The organism is Pseudomonas sp. JL23, assembly GCF_056933585.1.
The window spans coordinates 595981-615750 of the sequence record NZ_CM167795.1; the positions used below are offsets into that span (position 1 = coordinate 595981).

Sequence of the window (19770 nt, forward strand, 5' to 3'; positions counted from 1 at the left end):
ATAGGTGCATCCATGCAGATTTCGGTAAATGAGTTCCTGACACCCCGCCACATTGATGTGCAGGTTGTCAGTCCAACCCGCGCCAAGATCACTCTCGAGCCTCTCGAGCGTGGTTTCGGCCATACCCTGGGCAACGCGCTGCGCCGCATCCTGTTGTCCTCCATGCCCGGCTGTGCAGTAGTCGAGGCCGAGATTGACGGTGTGCTCCACGAGTACAGCGCCATCGAAGGTGTACAGGAAGATGTCATTGAAATCCTGTTGAACCTTAAAGGTCTGGCTATCAAGCTGCACGGTCGAGACGAAGTTACGCTGACCTTGTCTAAGAAGGGTTCGGGGGTGGTTACCGCTGCCGATATTCAGCTGGATCATGATGTCGAGATCGTTAACCCCGATCACGTAATCGCTAACCTGGCGTCTAACGGCGCCCTGAACATGAAGCTCACCGTAGCTCGTGGTCGTGGTTATGAACCAGCAGACTCGCGTCAAAGCGATGAAGACGAAAGCCGCAGCATTGGTCGCTTGCAGCTGGATGCTTCGTTCAGCCCGGTTCGCCGTATCGCATACGTGGTGGAAAACGCCCGTGTCGAACAGCGTACCAACCTGGACAAACTGGTTATTGATCTGGAAACCAACGGTACTCTGGATCCTGAAGAGGCTATTCGTCGTGCTGCAACCATCTTGCAACAGCAGTTGGCTGCATTCGTCGACCTCAAAGGTGACAGCGAGCCTGTTGTAATCGAACAGGAAGACGAGATCGATCCGATCCTGCTTCGTCCGGTTGACGATTTGGAACTGACCGTACGTTCGGCCAACTGCCTCAAGGCGGAGAACATTTACTACATCGGCGACCTGATTCAGCGCACCGAAGTAGAACTGTTGAAGACTCCGAACCTGGGCAAGAAATCTTTGACTGAGATCAAGGATGTCCTGGCCTCCCGTGGTCTGTCCCTCGGCATGCGCCTCGACAACTGGCCGCCGGCAAGTCTTAAGAAGGACGACAAGGCTACGGCCTGATCGTCGTAATCACCGAACGTAGTGTTTGGTAAGGAATGAACCATGCGTCATCGTAAAAGTGGTCGTCACCTGAGCCGGACTAGCTCCCACCGTAAGGCCATGTTCCAAAACATGGCGGTGTCGCTGTTCGAGCACGAGCTGATCAAAACTACATTGCCGAAAGCTAAAGAACTGCGTCGCGTTGCTGAGCCGCTGATCACTTTGGCAAAAACGGACAGTCTGGCTAACCGCCGTCTGGCTTTCGACCGTACTCGTTCGAAAGAAATCGTTGGTAAGCTGTTCAACGATCTGGGCAAGCGTTATGCAACCCGTGAGGGTGGCTATCTGCGCATCCTGAAGTGCGGTTTCCGCGCTGGCGACAACGCGCCTATGGCGTACGTCGAGCTGGTTGATCGTCCTGTCGGCGGTGAAGCTGTATCCGCTGAGTAAGACGTCAGTCTGATCAAAAAAACCGGGCCTGGTGCCCGGTTTTTTTATGTCTGAAATTAAATAAAGCTATCACCCGTTAATAGTTAATGAATTTGATGGTAGGGCATGGCTCATTGATACTTCTCCTCAAGCCGTCTTAGCCGGGCCGCACAGGCCAACAGGAGATATCACATGAGTCAGAACAAGATCCTCACCACTGCTGGCGGTGCCCCCGTCGCCGATAACCAGAACTCTCGCTCTGCCGGTCCTCGCGGTCCGTTGCTGCTTGAAGACTTCCACCTGATCGAGAAGCTGGCTCACTTCAACCGCGAAAACATCCCTGAACGCCGCGTACACGCCAAGGGTTCGGGTGCCTACGGGACCTTCACTGTCAGCCGCGATATCAGCCAGTACTCCAGCGCCAAGCTGTTCGACTCTATCGGCAAACAAACGCCTATTTTCCTGCGCTTCTCCACTGTGGGTGGCGAGCGCGGTTCGGCTGATACCGAGCGCGATCCACGCGGCTTTGCTGTGAAGTTCTACACCGAAGAAGGCAACTGGGACATCGTCGGTAACAACACCCCGGTGTTCTTTATCCGCGATCCGCTGAAATTCCCTGACTTCATTCACACCCAGAAGCGTCAGCCGCAGACCAACCTGAAGAACGCTCAGATGATGTGGGACTTCTGGTCGCATTCGCCTGAGGCGCTTCACCAGGTCACCACGCTGTTCTCTGACCGCGGCATCCCTGACGGCTATCGCCACATGCACGGCTTTGGCAGCCACACGTACAGCCTGATCAACGCAGCCGGTGAGCGCTTCTGGGTCAAATGGCACTACAAGACCCTGCAAGGCATCAAGAACCTCAAACCCGCCGATGCCGCACGCATCGCCGGTACTGACCCGGATTACGCCCAGCGCGACCTGTTCGAGGCCATCGAGCGCGGTGACTTCCCGAAATGGCGCGTATGCATCCAGCTGATGACTGAAGCCCAGGCCGCAGCGCACCATGAGAACCCGTTCGACGTGACCAAAACCTGGTCGCAGAAGGAATACCCGCTGATCGAAGTCGGCCAGTTGGAGCTCAACCGCAACCCGCTGAATTACTTCGCAGAAGTCGAGCAGGCGGCGTTCGGTCCGAGCAACATGGTGCCCGGTGTCGGTTTATCGCCGGACCGCATGCTGCAAGGTCGTGTGTTCGCGTACGCCGATGCCCATCGCTATCGCATAGGTACCAACTACCAGCAACTGCCGGTCAACTTGCCACGTAGCCCGGTCCACAGCTACCAGCGTGACGGTGCCATGCGCTTTGGCGATAACGGCGGCGGCGCTCCAAACTACGAGCCAAACAGCTACAGCGATGCGCCGAAACAGGCACCGCAGTACGCTGAGCCGGGGCTGGCCTTGAGTGGTCTGGCTGATCGTTACGATCATCGTGAAGACGGCGATTACTTCAGTCAGGCGGGCAAGCTGTTCAATCTGATGAGCGCTGCGCAGAAGGCCGAACTGATTGGCAACATTGCCGGGACCATGGCCGGCGTATCCAGTGATGTGGTGCAGCGTCAGCTACAGTATTTCTTCAAGGCTGATCCTGCTTACGGTCAAGGCATTGCCGATGCCTTGGGTGTAAAACTCGCGTAACTGGAAGTGATAAACAGAACCGCCCTCATTTGGGCGGTTTTTCGCATCCAATGGTCGATTTTCGCTGCTTTTAATCAATATTTTGCCTTTTTTAGAGTGACCTCCGATAGCGCTTGGTTCAAACTGCAACCTTTAAAGCAGGGAGATGTAGGGCGATGCAAGGTCACCCCGAAGTAATCGATTACCTCAACACGTTGCTGACGGGCGAACTGGCTGCTCGTGACCAATATTTCGTTCACTCGCGCATGTACGAAGACTGGGGTTTCAGCAAGCTCTTCGAGCGCATGAACCATGAGATGGAAGAAGAGGCGCAGCACGCTGATGCCCTGATGCGTCGCATCCTGATGCTCGAAGGTACGCCGCGCATGCGCCCGGACGACCTCGACGTCGGCACCACCGTGCCCGACATGTTCGCTGCCGACCTGCGCCTGGAATACAAGGTTCGTGCTGCGCTGTGTAAAGGCATCGCACTGTGTGAACTGCACAAAGATTACGTCAGCCGCGACATTTTGCGCGTGCAACTGGCCGACACCGAAGAAGATCACACCTACTGGCTGGAAAAGCAGCTGGGCCTGATCAAGTCCATCGGCCTCGAGAACTACCTGCAGTCGCAGTTCTGATTCTTGCGGTTATAAAAAACGGCGGTTATCGAGAGATAACCGCCGTTTTTGTTTGCAGGGAGTTTCGACCTTTGCCGTGGGAGCGAGGCTTGCCCGCGAAGGCCACCACACGGTATGCCTGAGACACCGCGCCGTGTTTTTCGCGGGCAAGCCCGGCTCCCACAGGGTTGGCCCTTTGAACTACGCCCTGTCCCGTAGCAACAACGGTTTCAGGTAGTGCCCGGTGTAGGACTGTTCCATCTCCGATACCTGCTCCGGCGTGCCCACCGCGATGATCTGCCCGCCCTTGGAGCCGCCTTCCGGCCCCAGGTCGACCAGCCAGTCCGCGGTCTTGATCACGTCCAGGTTGTGCTCGATCACCACTACTGTGTTGCCGTGGTCGCGCAGGCGATGGAGGACGTCGAGCAGTTGCTGGATATCCGCAAAGTGCAGGCCGGTGGTCGGCTCGTCGAGGATATACAGGGTCTTGCCGGTATCGCGCTTGGACAGCTCGCGGGATAGCTTGACGCGCTGCGCCTCGCCACCGGACAGAGTCGTAGCCGATTGCCCCAGCTTGATGTAGGACAGGCCCACATCCATCAGGGTTTGCAGCTTGCGCGCCAGGGCCGGGACGGCGTCGAAGAACACCCGCGCTTCTTCGATGGTCATTTCCAGCACTTCATGGATGCTCTTGCCCTTGTATTTGATCTCAAGGGTTTCGCGGTTGTAGCGCTTGCTCTTGCACACGTCGCACGGCACGTAGATATCCGGCAGGAAGTGCATCTCCACCTTGATCAGGCCATCGCCCTGACAGGCTTCACAGCGCCCGCCCTTGACGTTGAAGGAGAAGCGCCCCGGCCCATAGCCCCGTGAGCGGGACTCCGGCACGCCGGCGAACAACTCGCGAATCGGTGTGAACAGCCCGGTGTAGGTCGCCGGGTTGGAGCGCGGCGTACGGCCGATCGGGCTCTGGTCGATATCGACGACCTTGTCCAGATGTTCCAGGCCCTTGATGCTGTCGTGGGTCGCCGCTTCCAGGGTCGTGGCGCCGTTCAGCGCGGTAGCACTGAGGGGGAACAGGGTGTTGTTGATCAGCGTCGACTTGCCCGAACCGGAAACCCCGGTCACGCAGGTCAGCAGGCCAATCGGAATTTCCAGGTCGACATTGCGCAGGTTGTTGCCGCGTGCGCCCTTGAGCGAAAGCGACATCTTCTTATTGCGCGGCGTGCGCTTGGCCGGGACCTCGATCTTGACTCGCCCGGACAGGTACTTGCCGGTCAGGGAGTCAGGGTGAGCCATGACCTCGGCAGGAGTACCTTCAGCAACGATGGCGCCGCCGTGTACACCGGCCCCCGGGCCAATATCCACCACGTAGTCAGCCAGACGGATCGCGTCCTCGTCGTGCTCCACCACAATCACCGTGTTGCCGATATCGCGCAGGTGTTTGAGGGTGCCGAGCAGGCGATCGTTATCGCGCTGGTGCAGGCCGATGGACGGTTCATCGAGGATATACATGACCCCCACCAGACCCGCACCGATCTGGCTGGCCAGACGAATACGCTGGGCCTCACCGCCGGACAGGGTGTCGGCGCTGCGGTCCAGGGTCAGGTAGTCGAGACCCACGTTGACAAGGAACTGCAGACGCTCGCGAATTTCCTTGAGGATCTTGTCGGCGATTTCGCCACGACGGCCGGTCAGTTTCAGCACGCCGAAGTATTCGGTCGCATCGCCAATCGGCATATTGGTCACGGCTGGCAGGGTCTTTTCCCCGACCCAGACGTGCCGCGCCTCACGACGCAGGCGGGTGCCACGGCAGTCCGGGCACGGCTGGGTACTGAGGAACTTGGCCAGCTCCTCGCGCACGGTGGCCGACTCGGTCTCCCGGTAGCGCCGCTCCAGATTCGGGACGATCCCTTCGAACGGGTGCGCACGCTTGACGATATCGCCGCGGTCATTGAGGTAACGGAAATCGACGTTCTGCGTGCCGCTGCCATTGAGCAGGATCTTCTGCGTGTCGGCAGGCAGCTCCTTGAACGGCACTTCGAGGCTGAAATCGTAATGCTTGGCCAGGGAGCCGAGCATCTGGAAGTAGTAGACGTTGCGCCGGTCCCAGCCGCGAATCGCGCCCTCGGCCAGGGTCAGCTCGGCATTGACCAGACGCTTGATATCGAAGAACTGCTTCACGCCCAGGCCATCGCAGGTCGGGCAAGCGCCGGCCGGGTTGTTGAAGGAGAACAGCTTGGGTTCCAGCTCGCTGATGGCGTGGCCGCAGATCGGGCAGGCGAAACGCGCAGAGAAGATGATCTCTTCGCCGGGTTCGTCGTCCATCGGCGCGACCAGGGCAATGCCGTCGGCGAGCTTCAGCGCGGTCTCGAACGACTCGGCCAGACGCTGCTGCAAGTCATTACGCACCTTGAAGCGGTCCACCACCACATCGATGGAGTGCTTCTTCTGCTTGTCCAGCTTCGGCAGTTCGTCGAGCTCGCACAACCGGCCGTTGACTCGCGCACGCACGAAACCCTGAGCCCGCAGCTCTTCGAACACCGACAGGTGCTCGCCCTTGCGCTCGCGGATCACCGGGGCCAGCAGCATCAGCTTGCTGCCCTCCGGCTGTGCCAGCACCAGGTCGACCATCTGACTGACGGTCTGGGCTTCCAGGGGGATGTCGTGATCCGGGCAGCGCGGCTGGCCGACGCGGGCATACAACAGGCGCAGGTAGTCGTAGATCTCGGTGATCGTACCGACAGTGGAACGCGGGTTGTGGGAAGTGGACTTTTGTTCGATGGAAATCGCCGGCGACAGGCCTTCGATGGTGTCGACGTCCGGCTTCTCCATCATCGACAGGAACTGGCGGGCGTAGGCGGAAAGCGACTCGACGTAACGCCGCTGACCTTCGGCATACAAGGTGTCAAAGGCCAGGGAAGACTTGCCGGAACCGGACAGGCCGGTGATCACGATCAGCTTGTCCCGTGGCAGGGTCAGGTCAATGTTCTTCAGGTTGTGGGTGCGGGCCCCACGAATCAGGATCTTGTCCAAGGCTGGCCTCGCTCGGCGGGCGACGAAAACGTGGGAGTATACGGTCAAATACTGGATGGATGCACACTATTGCATCCCTACATGAAGACTGTGTCATGTATTGCGCGGCAAAGCGTCGCGTATGTGCCGCGCAACGATGGGACTGGTAGAATCGCCGCCGGTTCACACGAGGTTTATCCATGCACGATCCCCACAGCGAACGCATGAGTGGTGGCGAGACCCGCGCAGCGGGCGGCCTGGCCCTGGTTTTCGCGTTCCGTATGCTCGGCATGTTCATGGTGCTGCCAGTTTTGGCAACCTATGGCATGGATCTGGCGGGCGCGAGCCCCGCACTTATCGGCCTGGCCATTGGTGCCTACGGCCTGACCCAGGCGGTGCTGCAAATTCCTTTCGGGATCATTTCCGATCGCATCGGCCGACGTCCGGTGATTTACCTGGGGCTGATCGTTTTCGCCCTGGGCAGCCTGCTCGCCGCACGTTCCGACAGCATCTGGGGCGTAATCGCCGGTCGCGTCCTGCAAGGCGCCGGGGCGATTTCCGCAGCCGTCATGGCCTTGCTCTCCGACCTGACGCGCGAGCAGCACCGCACCAAGGCCATGGCCATGATCGGCATGACCATTGGCGTGTCGTTCGCCATTGCCATGGTGGTCGGTCCCTTGCTGACCCGCGCCTTTGGTCTGTCCGGCCTGTTTATGGCGACGGGCGGCATGGCCTTGTTCGGCATCCTCATCGTCGCCTTCGTCGTGCCCAAGGCCAATGGCCCGCTGCTACACCGGGAATCCGGCGTCGCCCGCCAGGCGCTGGGGCCGACCTTGCGCCATCCGGACCTGCTGCGCCTGGATTTGGGTATCTTCGTATTGCACGCGATGCTCATGTCGAGCTTCGTCGCGTTACCCCTGGCCCTGGTAGAAAAAGCCGGCCTGCCCAAGGAACAGCACTGGTGGGTGTACCTGACGGCGCTGCTGATTTCCTTCTTCGCCATGGTCCCTTTCATCATTTATGGTGAGAAAAAGCGTCAGATGAAGCGCGTACTGCTCGGCGCGGTTGCGGTACTTATGCTCACCGAGCTGTATTTCTGGGCCTTTGGCGACAGCCTCAGGGCGTTGGTGATCGGCACGGTGGTGTTCTTTATCGCCTTCAACCTGCTTGAAGCCTCGCTGCCGTCACTCATCAGCAAAGTGTCACCGGCTGGCGGAAAAGGCACGGCCATGGGGGTTTACTCCACCAGCCAGTTCCTCGGCTCGGCCGCAGGCGGTATCCTCGGCGGCTGGCTTTTGCAGCATGGAGGGCTGGGCGTGGTGTTCCTCGGCGGCGCCGCGCTCAGCGCCATTTGGCTCGCCTTTGCTGTTACCATGCGCGAACCACCGTACGTCACGAGCCTGCGCATGCCGTTGTCGCCCGAGGCGCAACGTGACGCAGGTCTTGTTGAGCGCCTGCTGGCAGTGGCCGGAGTGACAGATGCGGTAGTGGTGGCCGAGGAGGCCGCCATCTATATCAAATTGGACAAAGAACTATTGGATCGCCCGTCCCTCGAACGACTGATCAATCCGTCGTCGCAGACGTGCGAAGCCTAGGAGAACGTTATGGCCCGTGGGGTTAACAAAGTCATATTGGTCGGCACATGTGGCCAGGATCCCGAAGTTCGCTACTTGCCTAACGGTAACGCCGTGACCAACCTGAGTCTGGCGACCAGCGAACAGTGGACTGACAAGCAAACCGGACAGAAGGTCGAGAAGACCGAATGGCACCGTGTCTCGATGTTCGGCAAGGTTGCCGAAATCGCTGGCGAATACCTGCGCAAGGGTTCCCAGGTCTACATCGAAGGCAAGCTGCAGACCCGTGAGTGGGAAAAAGACGGCATCAAGCGCTACACCACTGAAATCGTCGTCGACATGCAAGGCACCATGCAACTGCTGGGCGGCCGTCCACAGGGTGAAGGCGCTCCACAGGGCCAGGGCGGCGGCAACTACGGCAACTCCGCACCGCGTCCACAGCAGCAGTCACGTCCGCAACAGTCGGCGCCACAGCAGCAGCCACAGCGCGAATCGCGCCCGGCGCCGCAACAGGCTCCTCAGCCTGCGCAGGATTTCGACAGCTTTGATGACGATATTCCGTTCTGACCAGTTGCGATTAGTTTGATAAACGAAGCCCGGCATTTCTTCTTGGATGCCGGGCTTTTTTTGTGCTTTTTCTGCCAATGCCGGTGGGGAAAATGACAGGCCGGCGCCTCCTAAAGATCGCATTATCCTCTGGTGAGCCGCAGCTGATGGTGGGCTTGCGGTGTTATCGTTATACGAGTTTAAACGACAGTTTGAGCAATGGTTATCGACGATTGGATCCAGATTGTCATATAAATGGTGGTGTCAGAACGGTACAGTGGTAAAAATCACGAAATTTTGACTTGGTAAAAATTAGGCTACACTCTAGTACTTCGTCAGTACTGTGCAGGAAATGACAATAGTGCGTGTTTAAGGGGGCGACGAATCGATTGTTAAGGTTAAGGGGCGAGGGCTTCGAAGGTTAAACTTTAGAGTCTGTATTATGGCTGGGTGATAACTCGCTTTCAGAATGCAGTTGTTTAGCAAGCCAATCAACTGAGGCTACAGTCATGAATTTCTTTAAAAAAAAAATGAAATTCTCGCATGTCAAACGCAACTCACTGAGTTGCAACGACGTTTGCTGTCCATTCATCAAAACCTGGCGACTATCCGTTTCAGGCCAGATGGCACCATTATTGATGTAAGCCCCTTGTTTCTGAAAACATTCGGCTACACGCTCGACGAGTTGGTGGGTAAGCATCATCGTATTTTCTGCGAAAAAACCTATACCCAGTCCAGCAATTATCAAAAGCTCTGGCAAGATTTAGCCACGGGGGCTGTTCAAAAAGGCACCTTCAAACGTATGAGCAAAGAGGGCTCGGTTGTTTGGGTTGAGGCAACCTACTTTCCTGTCAAAGATGAAAACAATACAACAATTGAAGTTGTAAAGATCGCCTCCGATGTGACTCATAATCAAGAACGACTTTTGCTGTTGGACTCCGCCTATGCAGCCATTAATCGTTCAATGGCAGTGATTGAGTTTTCGCCGGATGGCAATATTCTGAACGCCAATGATAATTTTCTTAATATCATGGGTTATCGTTTGAGTGACTTGAAGGGACGCCACCACCGTATATTGTGCTTTGATAGTTTTTATCAGGAAAATCCCGGTTTCTGGCAAAGCCTGAAAAACGGAGTTTTCTTTGGGGGGCAGTTCGAGCGTAAAACGGCGTCAGGGGAGCGTGTTTATCTGGAAGCTACCTACAACCCGGTCATTGATGAGCGCGGCGAAGTTATAAAAGTGATCAAGTTCGCCAGCGATGTCAGTGCGCAAAAACGCAAAACCGAGGAAATTCGTCAAGCAGCAGAGCTCTCATTCACCACCGCCGAAGAAACTTCCCAAATTTCCATTCGTGGCATCGACTCCCTTGGCAGTTCCATTCAGCTGTCTCAGAAGACGCTCAACCTGATTAATGGTGCGGTTGACTTGATTAAGCAACTTAACACTCAGGCCAAGGATATCGAGCAAATCGTCACCACCATTCAAGGCGTCGCTGAGCAGACTAATTTACTGGCGCTGAATGCGGCCATTGAAGCGGCCCGCGCAGGTGAAATGGGGCGCGGTTTTGCTGTGGTAGCCGATGAGGTCCGCCAGTTGGCTGCCCGTACCAGCCGTGCCACGGTGGAAATTCAAGGTGTGGTGACTGAGAATGGAAAATTGACTCAGCATCTCAATGTGAATATGAACAGCATTGCCAGCAGTGCAGAGGAAAATAATAACCAAATTGCGGCAGTCACGACGATCATGCGTGAAATAAGCGACGGTGCCGACCATGTCGCACGCACCGTATCGGTGCTGTTCAAAAATAATAATTAGTGGCGGCCAATTTGTAGATAAGCCTCAATGGCCCCGCCAGTAGGAACTGAGCGGGGCTTTTGTTTGCCCGAAAAATCGCCCTTTACTTCGGCCGTACCATCATCCCCGGCCGTACCTGGGCGTCATACTCCTGCGCCGTCATCACCCCCAGTGCCAACGCCGCTGCCTTGGGCGATATCCCTTCTGCGGCGGCCTTGCGCGTGATCGTTGCCACCACATCGTAGCCAAGCAGCGGATTCAGAGCCGTGGCGATCAACAGAGAGTGATCGATGTTGCTCTGCAGCTTCTCGCGGTCGAGGTCCAGGTCCTTGAGCAGTTTTTCGGTGAAGATCGTCACGCTGTTGCTCAGCACGTCGATGGATTGCAGGAGATTGCTGATCAGCACCGGTTTGGCCACGTTCAGTTCGAACAGGCTCGAGGCCCCGGCCATGGTGATGGTGCTGTGATTGCCGATCACTTGCATGGCTGCCTGGGCAAGGACTTCGGCGATGGTGGGGTTGCGTTTGCCGGGCATGATCGATGACGTCAGGCCATCGTCCGGAATCAGTAGTTCGCCAAAGCCACAGCGTGGGCCGGAGCCGAGCAGGCGCACGTCGTTGGCCAGTTTGGTCAGGGACACGGCGATGACGTTGAGCACGCCGGACACCTCGACCAACGCGTCATGAGTGCCCATGCCTTCGAACTTGCAGGGGTTGGGCGCGAAGGGTTGGCCGGTGAGAACGCTGATGTGTTCGCAGAATTTACCGTCGAAGCCCACCGGGGTATTCAGCCCGGTGCCGACGGCCGTGCCGCCCTGGGGCAGTAACAGCAGGCGCGGCATACAGGCCTTGATCCGGTCGATACCATGGGCGGCCTGATGGGCGAAGGCGCCGAATGCCTGGCCCTGGGTCATGGGCACGGCGTCCATCAGATGGGTACGGCCGATTTTCAGTACGTCGGCCCATTCATCCGCCTTGTTTTGCAGCTCGCCGCGTAGTCGTTCCATAGCGGGCAACAGGCGGCCGGTCAGTTCGCTTACCGTCGTCAGGTGCATGATGGTGGGGAAGTTGTCGTTGGAGGACTGGGAACGATTGACGTGATCATTCGGATGCACGGGCGAACGAGTGCCGAGCTCGCATCCGAGGATCTGGTTGGCGCGGTTGGCGATGACTTCGTTGGCATTCATGTTGGTCTGAGTGCCGGAACCCGTCTGCCAGACCGACAGCGGAAAGTGCTCGTCAAAGCGCCCCTCGGCCAGCTCGGTGGCTGCCTGGGCGATTGGCCCGAGCAACTGTTCGGGCAATACGCCCAGCTGGAAGTTGGCGAGGGCGGCAGCGTGTTTGTGCTGGCCCCAGGCCCGGACCAGGCATTGTGGAAACATCTCGCGACCGACCCCGAAGACCGCCAGCGCCCGCTGGGTTTGCGCGCCCCAGTAGCGGTCGGCCGGGATGGCTACCGGCCCGAACGAATCCATCTCTATTCGATTATTCGACATTGAAAACCTCTGCAATCAGATACCCACAGCTCAGCTTAAAGCGCTGCGCCCGGCGCCCGGCCAAACTGCTCCTGATACTCTTTCTGCGCGGTTTCCTCGGAGAACTCGCCCGCCCATTTCGACACCACTACTGTCGCCACGCTATTGCCGATGGTGTTGCAGGTGGCGATGGCCATGGACATGAAGCGATAAACGCCGAACAGCAACGCCAGGCCTTCGGCAGGCAGCACGCCGATGGCGGTCACGGTGGCGGCGAACACCACAAAGCTGCCACCGGATACCGCCGCTGCGCCCTTGGAGGTGACCAACGTGATGGCGACGATGCCCAGTTGATGCTCCCAGCTCAGATGCACGCCGTAGGCGTTGGCGATGAACAGCACGCACATGGACATATAGATCGAGGTGCCATCCAGGTTGAAGGCGTAACCGGTGGGCAGCACCAGGCCGACGCTCTGTTTGGAGCAACCGAACTTCTCCAGTTTTTGCAGCAGGCGTGGCAGGGCGCTCTCCGAAGAGGCGGTGCCAAGGACGATGAAAATCTCGTCCTTGATGTACTTCAAGAAGCGCCACAGGCTGAAGCCTGAGATCCGGCAAACGGCGCCGAGCACGACGAAGATGAAGAACAGGATGCCGACGTAGAACATCAACACCAGGTTGGCCAGGGACATCAGCACCGCAGTGCCATTGCTGCCCACGGCGTAGGCCACCGAGCCAAAGGCTCCGAGTGGCGCGAACTTCATGATCAGGTTGATGAACTCGAAGAAGCACTCGGAGATCCGGCTCAGGCCGTCTTCGATCACCGCCCGGCGCTCAGGCTTGAGGGTCAGCAGGGCAAAGCCGAACAACACCGAGACCACCAGCACTTGCAGCAACTGGCCGCCGGCGAAAGCACCGACGAAGTTGTCGGGGAAGATACCGTAGATAAAGTCCAGGGTCGAAGTCGGGCCGTGGCCTTTGGCGACCGCTGCCGCCGAGGCTGCCGCCGTGGCGCTGCTGGGATGGGCGTCATGCATGCCGGAGCCGATCTGCAACAGATTGCCCCATACCAGGCCGATGGCCAGGGCCACGGTGGACACCACCTCGAAGTAAATCAGCGCCCGCAGGCCGACCTTGCCGACGCGCTTTATATCGCCCGCCGAGGCAATGCCATGTACCACGGTGAAGAACACCAGGGGCGCAACGGCAGTCTTGATCAGCTTGAGGAAGATATCGCCGAGGATACGCAATTGTGCCGCCAGTTCCGGCATTACAAAGCCGAAGGCGATGCCGAGGAACATGGCCGCGATCACTTGAAAAGTGAGGTCGCGGTAAAACGGCTTTTTCTCGATGGAAGCCATGTGTGTACTCTCATTTGTTCTTATGGGGAGTTACAGCAACTGCTTGGCGGGCCCCGGCTTGCCGCGGCCCTGGATGTTTCAACGCTTTACCGAGCCCTCGTTGGCCAGGGCGTAATCGACCATCTGCGGGGCCAGGCCCAGGTAGTTGGCCGGGTCGGTGAGGCGCTTGAGTTCTTCGATATCCAGTTGCGCGGTGGCTTCGCCCTGGGCCAGCAGGGCGTCGAGCAGGCTGATGCGCTGGTCGTTGGCCATGCGGCACGCGGCATACACCACGTCATGGGCGACCTGACGGCCAAGTGCCGGGGCCAGGCCCATCATCACGGCCTCGGCGACGATCAGGCCCTGAGTCATGTCGAGGTTTTCGCGCATGCGCTCGGTGCGTACTTCCAGCCCCGCCAGCATGAATTTGGCCTGGCCGAGGGAGGCGGCGCTGAGGGCAAAGGCTTCAGGAATGGCGATCCACTCTGCCTGCCACGGGCCGGTGGAGCGCTCGAAATCCTGGATCATGGCGTCGAGCATCAGCCCGGCCTGCTGGCGCACGCCCTTGGCGGCGGCATACATCAGTTCGCAGGAAATCGGGTTGCGCTTCTGCGGCATGGTGCTGCTGGCGCCACGGCCTTTGACGAACGGCTCGTACACTTCGCCCAGTTCGCTGGTCATCATCATCATCACGTCCAGCGCGACCTTGCCGAGGGAGCCGGTCACCAGACCGAGGAAGTTCAGGGTCTCGGCCAGGCCATCACGGGCGACATGCCAGGTCGCCTGAGGCACCCCCAGACCCAGTTCAGCCATCAGCGCTTGCTGTACTTCCAAGCCCTTGTCGCCCAGTGAGGCCAGGGTCCCGGCGGCGCCGGCAAACTGGCCGATCTCCACCCGTGGGCGCAGCTCGACCAGGCGCTCGGCGTGACGGTCGAACATGCTCAGCCAGACCACGCACTTGTAGCCGAAGGTGATCGGCAGGGCATGTTGCAGATGGGTGCGACCGGCCATGGGCGTATCGCGATAACGCTTGGCCAGTTCGGCCAGCAAGCCGCGCACCGCCTGAATATCGCGCTCGACGATGGCCAATGCCGCACGCACCTGCAGGACGACAGCCGTGTCCATGATGTCCTGGGTGGTAGCGCCCCAATGCACGTAGCGGCCCGCTTCGCCGCAGATTTTCGACAGCTGTTCCACCAGAGGCAGGATCGGGTAGCCGACGATTTCGGTCTCGTGCTGCATCAGCTTGAGGTCTAGCGCGTCGAATCGCGCCAGTTCGGCGATTTTCTCAGCCGCCCCGGCAGGAATCACGCCGCAGCGGGTTTCAGCCTTGGCGAGGGCAATTTCGACTTCGATATAACGGCCAATAAGCGCCTCGTCGGAAAACACGGCACGCATTTCGGCAGTGCCGAACATATCGCGGAACAGGACGGAGTCGAAAACGGTACTGGACATGGCAACCTCTATTTGTTGTTTTTAACCGTACATATTAATATATGTTCGGACATATGATTGCCGCCGTTCTGGTAAGCTGTCAAATCAACCGGGAGGTACCTGATGGAAGGCGATGGGCTGAAGCGCTACGCACATGTAGCGAAGGATTTGATGGAGTCGATCGGCAGCGGCCGCTATCCGATCGGCTCGTTGCTGCCCACGGAGTTCGAGCTGTGCGCCATCTATCAGGCGAGCCGCCATACCGTCCGTGCGGCGATCAGCCAGCTGGAAGGCCAGGGCATGGTCTCGAGAAGAAAGCGCGTCGGCACCCGGGTCGAAGCCTCCCAGCCGAGCAGCGGCTACACCCAGGCCATCGCCTCGGTGGCGGACCTGGTCAATGTCGCCGAATCCCACGTTCGGGATATTCAGGGCGTCCGGCATTTCGTCGCGGATATCGCCCTGGCCCGGCGCCTGGGTCTTGAGCCGGGCGGCCATTACTTTTGCGTGTCGAGCATCAAGGTCGACCGCAACGAGCGCGATGCGCCGCTGTGCTGGACCGATGTCTACGCCGACCGGCAATACGACGAAGTCATCCCCCAAGCCCATGAGCACCCGGACGAACTGATCGCCGCGCTGATCGGCCGGGCGTTCTCGCGGGATATTCATTCGGTGGATCAGGAAGTCCGGCCGGTGCAGTTGTCGGCGGAAATGGCGGCGAGCCTGAACGCCAAGCCGGGGTCGCTGGCGCTCAATATCATTCGTCAGTATCGCGATGGCCAAGGTGGTTTGATTGCGGTTTCGGAGAACTTCTACCCGGCCGACAGGTTCACCCTGACCATGCAGATGAAGCGCGATGGGATGTAAGTTCCGAACTCGAACCCCGTACCAGGGCGTCCCCTCGCACTAATTGCGGGCACCACAAAAATAAATGCCACAGCAGATCCTGCTGTAAAGGCGGTGCTAAACAGCATGTGCCGAACAGGCCCGCGCCTGTGCCGAAACGGCAATTGCCCGTGAGCAGGCCGTGATTCAACTTTGCTATCAACCGACTGGGTGACGATGGGTGAGGTGAGTTGATGAAAGGCATTGGTTTCAGTCGCAAAATTTTGATCGCCGCAGCCCTGATCGTCATTCTGGCCTTCAGTGCGTTTATTGCTGTCACCGACTACCGGCAGCGCCAGACCCTGCGCGGTGATGTCGACGCCAAGTTGCAGCAGCTGGGCATGTTGACCGCCCACGATATCCGCACCTGGCTGGAAAGCCGTATGCGCCTGATCGAGACCCTGGGCCAGCGCCTCAATGTCGAAGGGACTGACAACGCCAGTCTGCTCAAGACCATCAACCTGCCGGTGTATGCCGAGAACTTTCAGCTGATTTCCTACGGCGGCAGCGACGGTTCGATGTTCTCCCTGCCGGACAGCGTGCGCGCCCCGGACTACGACCCGCGCGTGCGGGGCTGGTACAAGGCCGCGCAAGAGCGCAAGCAGACGGTGTTTACCGAGCCCTATATCGCCGCGTCGTCCGGAAAGATGGTGATGACTGTGGCGACCCCGGTGAAATATCAGGATCGTTTCGGCGTGGCCTGCGCCAACCTGTCCCTGGACGACTTGAGCAAGCTGATCAACACCCTCAATTTCGATGGCCATGGCTACGCCTTTATCGTCAGCGCCGACGGCAAGGTGTTGGTGCATCCGGACGGCAAGTTCATCCTCAAGGATCTCAAGGACGTGTTCGGCCCGGGCACACAACTGCCTGCGCCGGGTGTGCGGGAGATCAGCGGCGCCAATGGCTCGCAGTTGCTGTCTTTCACTCATGTCGATGGGCTGGCGTCGGCCGACTGGTACGTGGCGATGGTCATCGATCAACAGGCCGCGTTTTCCATGCTCAGCGAGCTGCGCACTCTGGCAATCACTGCCACCCTGATTGCGGTAGTGATCATTATTCTGCTGCTCGGCGTGCTGATCCGCTGGCTGATGCGCCCGCTGCACGCCATGGGCCAGGCCCTGGAAGACATCGCCAATGGCGAAGGTGACCTGACCCAGCGCTTGCCGATCAATTCCCGGGATGAGTTCGGCGCGCTGGCGCAGTCGTTCAACCGTTTCCTCGAGTTCATTCAGATTTCGATTCGCGATGTGTCGGGCACCAGTTCCGCGCTCAATCAGGTGGCGGCCCAGGTGACCCGTGTGTCGCGCACGTCCATGAGCAATTCCGATGAGCAGGCGCGGCGCACCGAGAGCGTGGTGTCGGCCATTCACCAGTTGGGCGCGGCCTCGTCCGAGATCGCCCGTAATGCGGCGCTGGCGTCCCAGAGTTCGAGTCAGGCGCGAGCGCTGGCCGATGACGGGCAACAAGTGGTCGGCATGACCATCGAAGCGATCAATCGCTTGTCGAAAAACATCGACAAATCGCGCATCACCATCGAAAACCTCGCCACCCAGACCGGCGATATCGGCCAGATTCTCGAGGTCATCACCAGTATTTCCCAGCAGACCAACCTGCTGGCCTTGAACGCCGCCATCGAAGCGGCGCGGGCAGGCGAGGCGGGCCGGGGCTTTGCCGTGGTCGCCGATGAAGTGCGCAACCTGGCGCACCGCACCCAGGACTCGGCGCGGCAGGTGCAGGGCTTGATCGAGCAGTTGCAAGTCGGCGCACAAACCGCCGTGGCGACCATGACCGAGAGCCAGCGCGAGAGCGAAACCAGCGTCACCGTCGCCAATCAGGCCGGCGAGCGGTTGAGCAAAGTGGCCCAGCGTATCGGCGAAATCGACGCGATGAACCAGTCGGTGGCCGCCGCCACGGAAGAACAGACCTGCGTGGTGCTGTCAGTCAACGATGACATCGCCCAGATCGACGCCCTGAACCGCCAGGGCATGGCCAACCTGCACTCGACCTTCGACGCCTGCGCCGAGCTGGAGCGCGAGGCCGTGCGCTTGCAGGGGTTGGTGGGGCATTTCAGGATTTGAGCGGTAGAAGCGGACACGGTGTTCCTGACACAGAGTTGTCGCGCGGCAACCATCTGACCGTAGGAGCGGCTTTAGCCGCGAGGGCCATCTCGCGGCTAAAGCCGCTCCTACGAGGCCTCTCCCGCCTATAACCCTGCGGTTGGTGGCTCCCTCAATGCGAATGCCGTGGCGCGCCGCTGCGGGCGATGACTTTCATGTGCAGGGTCGCCGGTTCCAGGCAGCCGCCTGTGGATAACTGCCCGACCAGTTGCCGGTAGAGTTCCTGCCAGGGCGTTTGCGACGGCGGGAAGCTGGGCGTCCATTCGCTGCGCCGTTGCGCCAGTTCCTCCTCGTCCACCAATAGGTTCACCGAACGGGCGTTGAGATCGACGCGCAGGCGGTCATTGGTGCGTAGCAGCGCAATACCACCACCCACGGCGGCTTCCGGGGACATGTTGAGGATCGACGGGCTGGCCGAAGTACCGCTCTGGCGACCGTCGCCAAGGCAGGGCAGGGACTCGATGCCGCGTTTGATCAGGGCCGCAGGCGGGTCCATGTTCACCACTTCGGCGCTGCCGGGATAACCGACTGTGCCGGCGCCGCGAACCACCAGAATGCAGCGCTCGTCGATATCCAGTTCCGGGTCGTTGATGCGCGCGTGGTAATCCTCCGGCCCCTCGAAGACGATGGCCCGTGCTTCGAAGCTGTTCTCGGCGCCGGGTTCGGACAGGTAAGTCTTGCGGAACGCCTCGCCCACTACCGACATCTTCATGATCGCGCTATCGAAGAAATTGCCGCTGAGCACGATAAAGCCTGCACTGTGTTTGAGCGGCGCGTCGTAGGGCAGGATGACGTCGGCATTGCTGGACAGGGAATTGCGCACGATTTCACCGATGCTCTTGCCGCTGACGGTGGCGCAGTCTTCATGCAGGCGCCCGGCCTTTTGCAGCTCGTGCATCACCGCAGGCACACCGCCTGCGCGGTGGAAGCCCTCGCCCAGGTATTTACCAGCCGGCATGCAGTTGACCAACAACGGCACATCCATGCCGATGCGTTGCCAGTCATCGAGGCTCAACTCGACGCCCATGTGTCGTGCGATGGCAATCAGGTGTGGCGGGCAGTTGCTTGAAGCGCCCAGTGCCGAGGCCACAGCGATGGCGTTCTCGAAGGCTTCGCGGGTCATGATCTGCGACGGCCGCACGTCTTGCAGCACCAGTTCGCAGATGCGCTTGCCGGTGGCATAGGCCATTTGCCCGCGCTCGCGATACGGGGCCGGAATGCTGGCGCAGCCGGGCAGCGACATGCCCAGGGCTTCGGCCAGGGCGTTCATCGACAGGGCGGTGCCCATGGTGTTGCAGTGACCCACGGAAGGCGAGGCCGCTGTGGTCATTTCCATGAAGCCTTCGTAGTTGATCTCTTCGGCGGCGAGCAGCTTGCGCGCATGCCAGAGCACCGTACCGGAGCCGATCAGTTCGCCCTTGTGGTGGCCGTCGAGCATCGGCCCGCCGGACAGAACGATGGCGGGCAGGTCAGTGGTGGCCGCAGCCATCAGGCACGCCGGCGTGGTCTTGTCGCAGCCGGTGGTCAGCACCACGCCATCGAGTGGGTAACCGTGGAGGATTTCCACCAGGCCCAGGTACGCCAGGTTGCGGTCCAGGGCGGCGGTGGGGCGGCGGCTCTGTTCGGCGATCGGGTGGACCGGAAACTCCATCGGGATACCCCCCGCGTCGCGGATGCCGGCCTTGACCCGTTGGGCCAGTTCGATGTGATGGCGGTTGCAGGGCGTCAGGTCGCTGCCGGTCTGAGCGATACCGATGATCGGCCTGCCGGACTGCAGTTCTTCCCGGGTCAGGCCGTAGTTCATGTAACGCTCGACATAGAGCGCGGTCATGTCGGCGTGGTCAGGGTCATCGAACCATTGCTGGCTGCGCAGGGGGCGTTTAGGGGGCAAGCTCATGATTGATGTCTCTCTTGTATTTATTGTGATTCGG

General features: G+C 59.5%; 13 protein-coding genes and 3 pseudogenes. 11 read left to right on the plus strand and 5 right to left on the minus strand.

Translation table 11 applies throughout. The features are described 5' to 3' along the window. The first annotated feature begins 12 nt into the window (after nt 1-12). The 4 genes from AC1Z24_RS02905 to bfr all read left to right on the plus strand — a co-directional run bounded on the left by AC1Z24_RS02905 (nt 13) and on the right by bfr (nt 3683). Nucleotides 13-1014 carry a DNA-directed RNA polymerase subunit alpha gene (locus tag AC1Z24_RS02905; RefSeq protein WP_259104539.1) on the plus strand — a complete coding sequence of 334 codons (1002 nt, stop codon included), beginning with the start codon at nt 13-15 and terminating at the stop codon, nt 1012-1014. Between the two features lie 42 nt (nt 1015-1056). Beyond that, nucleotides 1057-1443, plus strand: coding sequence for a 50S ribosomal protein L17 (rplQ, locus tag AC1Z24_RS02910; RefSeq protein WP_259104541.1), 387 nt, complete (start codon nt 1057-1059; stop codon nt 1441-1443). Nucleotides 1444-1614: 171 nt separating this feature from the next. Beyond that, the gene (locus AC1Z24_RS02915) at nt 1615-3063 is read left to right on the plus strand and encodes a catalase (protein ID WP_483744457.1); all 1449 of its coding nucleotides are present in this window, start codon (nt 1615-1617) and stop codon (nt 3061-3063) included. Between the two features lie 155 nt (nt 3064-3218). Continuing rightward, nucleotides 3219-3683: a bacterioferritin gene (bfr, locus tag AC1Z24_RS02920; protein WP_483744458.1), complete on the plus strand. Its 465-nt coding sequence runs from the start codon at nt 3219-3221 to the stop codon at nt 3681-3683. A 180-nt stretch (nt 3684-3863) separates the two neighbouring features. Here the strand turns inward: bfr and uvrA are convergent, their stop codons facing one another. Then, nucleotides 3864-6698, minus strand: coding sequence for an excinuclease ABC subunit UvrA (uvrA, locus tag AC1Z24_RS02925; RefSeq protein ID WP_483744459.1), 2835 nt, complete (start codon nt 6696-6698; stop codon nt 3864-3866). A gap of 179 nt (nt 6699-6877) precedes the next feature. Here uvrA and AC1Z24_RS02930 point away from each other — a divergent pair, with 179 nt between their 5' ends. From AC1Z24_RS02930 to AC1Z24_RS02945, 4 genes and pseudogenes are all read left to right on the plus strand, one after another. Beyond that, the gene (locus AC1Z24_RS02930; RefSeq protein WP_483744460.1) at nt 6878-8272 is read left to right on the plus strand and encodes an MFS transporter; all 1395 of its coding nucleotides are present in this window, start codon (nt 6878-6880) and stop codon (nt 8270-8272) included. A 9-nt stretch (nt 8273-8281) separates the two neighbouring features. Further along, nucleotides 8282-8818 (plus strand): single-stranded DNA-binding protein, encoded by a 537-nt coding sequence (locus tag AC1Z24_RS02935; protein WP_259104550.1) that lies wholly within the window; start codon nt 8282-8284, stop codon nt 8816-8818. 628 nt (nt 8819-9446) lie between these two features. Next, a pseudogene (locus AC1Z24_RS02940) lies at nt 9447-10028 on the plus strand (PAS domain-containing protein); the annotation flags it as partial. Between the two features lie 225 nt (nt 10029-10253). Continuing rightward, nucleotides 10254-10613, plus strand: a pseudogene (locus tag AC1Z24_RS02945) (methyl-accepting chemotaxis protein); the annotation flags it as partial. Between the two features lie 82 nt (nt 10614-10695). On the opposite strand, the gene AC1Z24_RS02950 reads toward AC1Z24_RS02945, so the two are convergent. From AC1Z24_RS02950 to AC1Z24_RS02960, 3 genes are all read right to left on the minus strand, one after another. Further along, nucleotides 10696-12087, minus strand: coding sequence for a class II fumarate hydratase (locus AC1Z24_RS02950; RefSeq protein WP_483744461.1), 1392 nt, complete (start codon nt 12085-12087; stop codon nt 10696-10698). A gap of 35 nt (nt 12088-12122) precedes the next feature. Then, nucleotides 12123-13424: a C4-dicarboxylate transporter DctA gene (gene dctA, locus AC1Z24_RS02955; RefSeq protein WP_483744462.1), complete on the minus strand. Its 1302-nt coding sequence runs from the start codon at nt 13422-13424 to the stop codon at nt 12123-12125. A gap of 78 nt (nt 13425-13502) precedes the next feature. Beyond that, a complete protein-coding gene (locus AC1Z24_RS02960) occupies nt 13503-14858 on the minus strand; it encodes a class-II fumarase/aspartase family protein (RefSeq protein ID WP_483744463.1) in 1356 nt (451 codons plus the stop codon). 102 nt (nt 14859-14960) lie between these two features. Here AC1Z24_RS02960 and AC1Z24_RS02965 point away from each other — a divergent pair, with 102 nt between their 5' ends. From AC1Z24_RS02965 to AC1Z24_RS02975, 3 genes and pseudogenes are all read left to right on the plus strand, one after another. Further along, the gene (locus AC1Z24_RS02965) at nt 14961-15701 is read left to right on the plus strand and encodes a GntR family transcriptional regulator (RefSeq protein ID WP_483744464.1); all 741 of its coding nucleotides are present in this window, start codon (nt 14961-14963) and stop codon (nt 15699-15701) included. A 359-nt stretch (nt 15702-16060) separates the two neighbouring features. Further along, nucleotides 16061-16885: pseudogene (locus AC1Z24_RS02970) on the plus strand (cache domain-containing protein); the annotation flags it as partial. 150 nt (nt 16886-17035) lie between these two features. Next, complete coding sequence (locus tag AC1Z24_RS02975; RefSeq protein ID WP_483746508.1) at nt 17036-17800, plus strand: methyl-accepting chemotaxis protein; 765 nt, start codon at nt 17036-17038, stop codon at nt 17798-17800. 151 nt (nt 17801-17951) lie between these two features. On the opposite strand, the gene AC1Z24_RS02980 is transcribed toward AC1Z24_RS02975, so the two are convergent. Beyond that, nucleotides 17952-19736 (minus strand): IlvD/Edd family dehydratase, encoded by a 1785-nt coding sequence (locus tag AC1Z24_RS02980; protein WP_483744465.1) that lies wholly within the window; start codon nt 19734-19736, stop codon nt 17952-17954. Between the last annotated feature and the right edge of the window lie 34 nt (nt 19737-19770).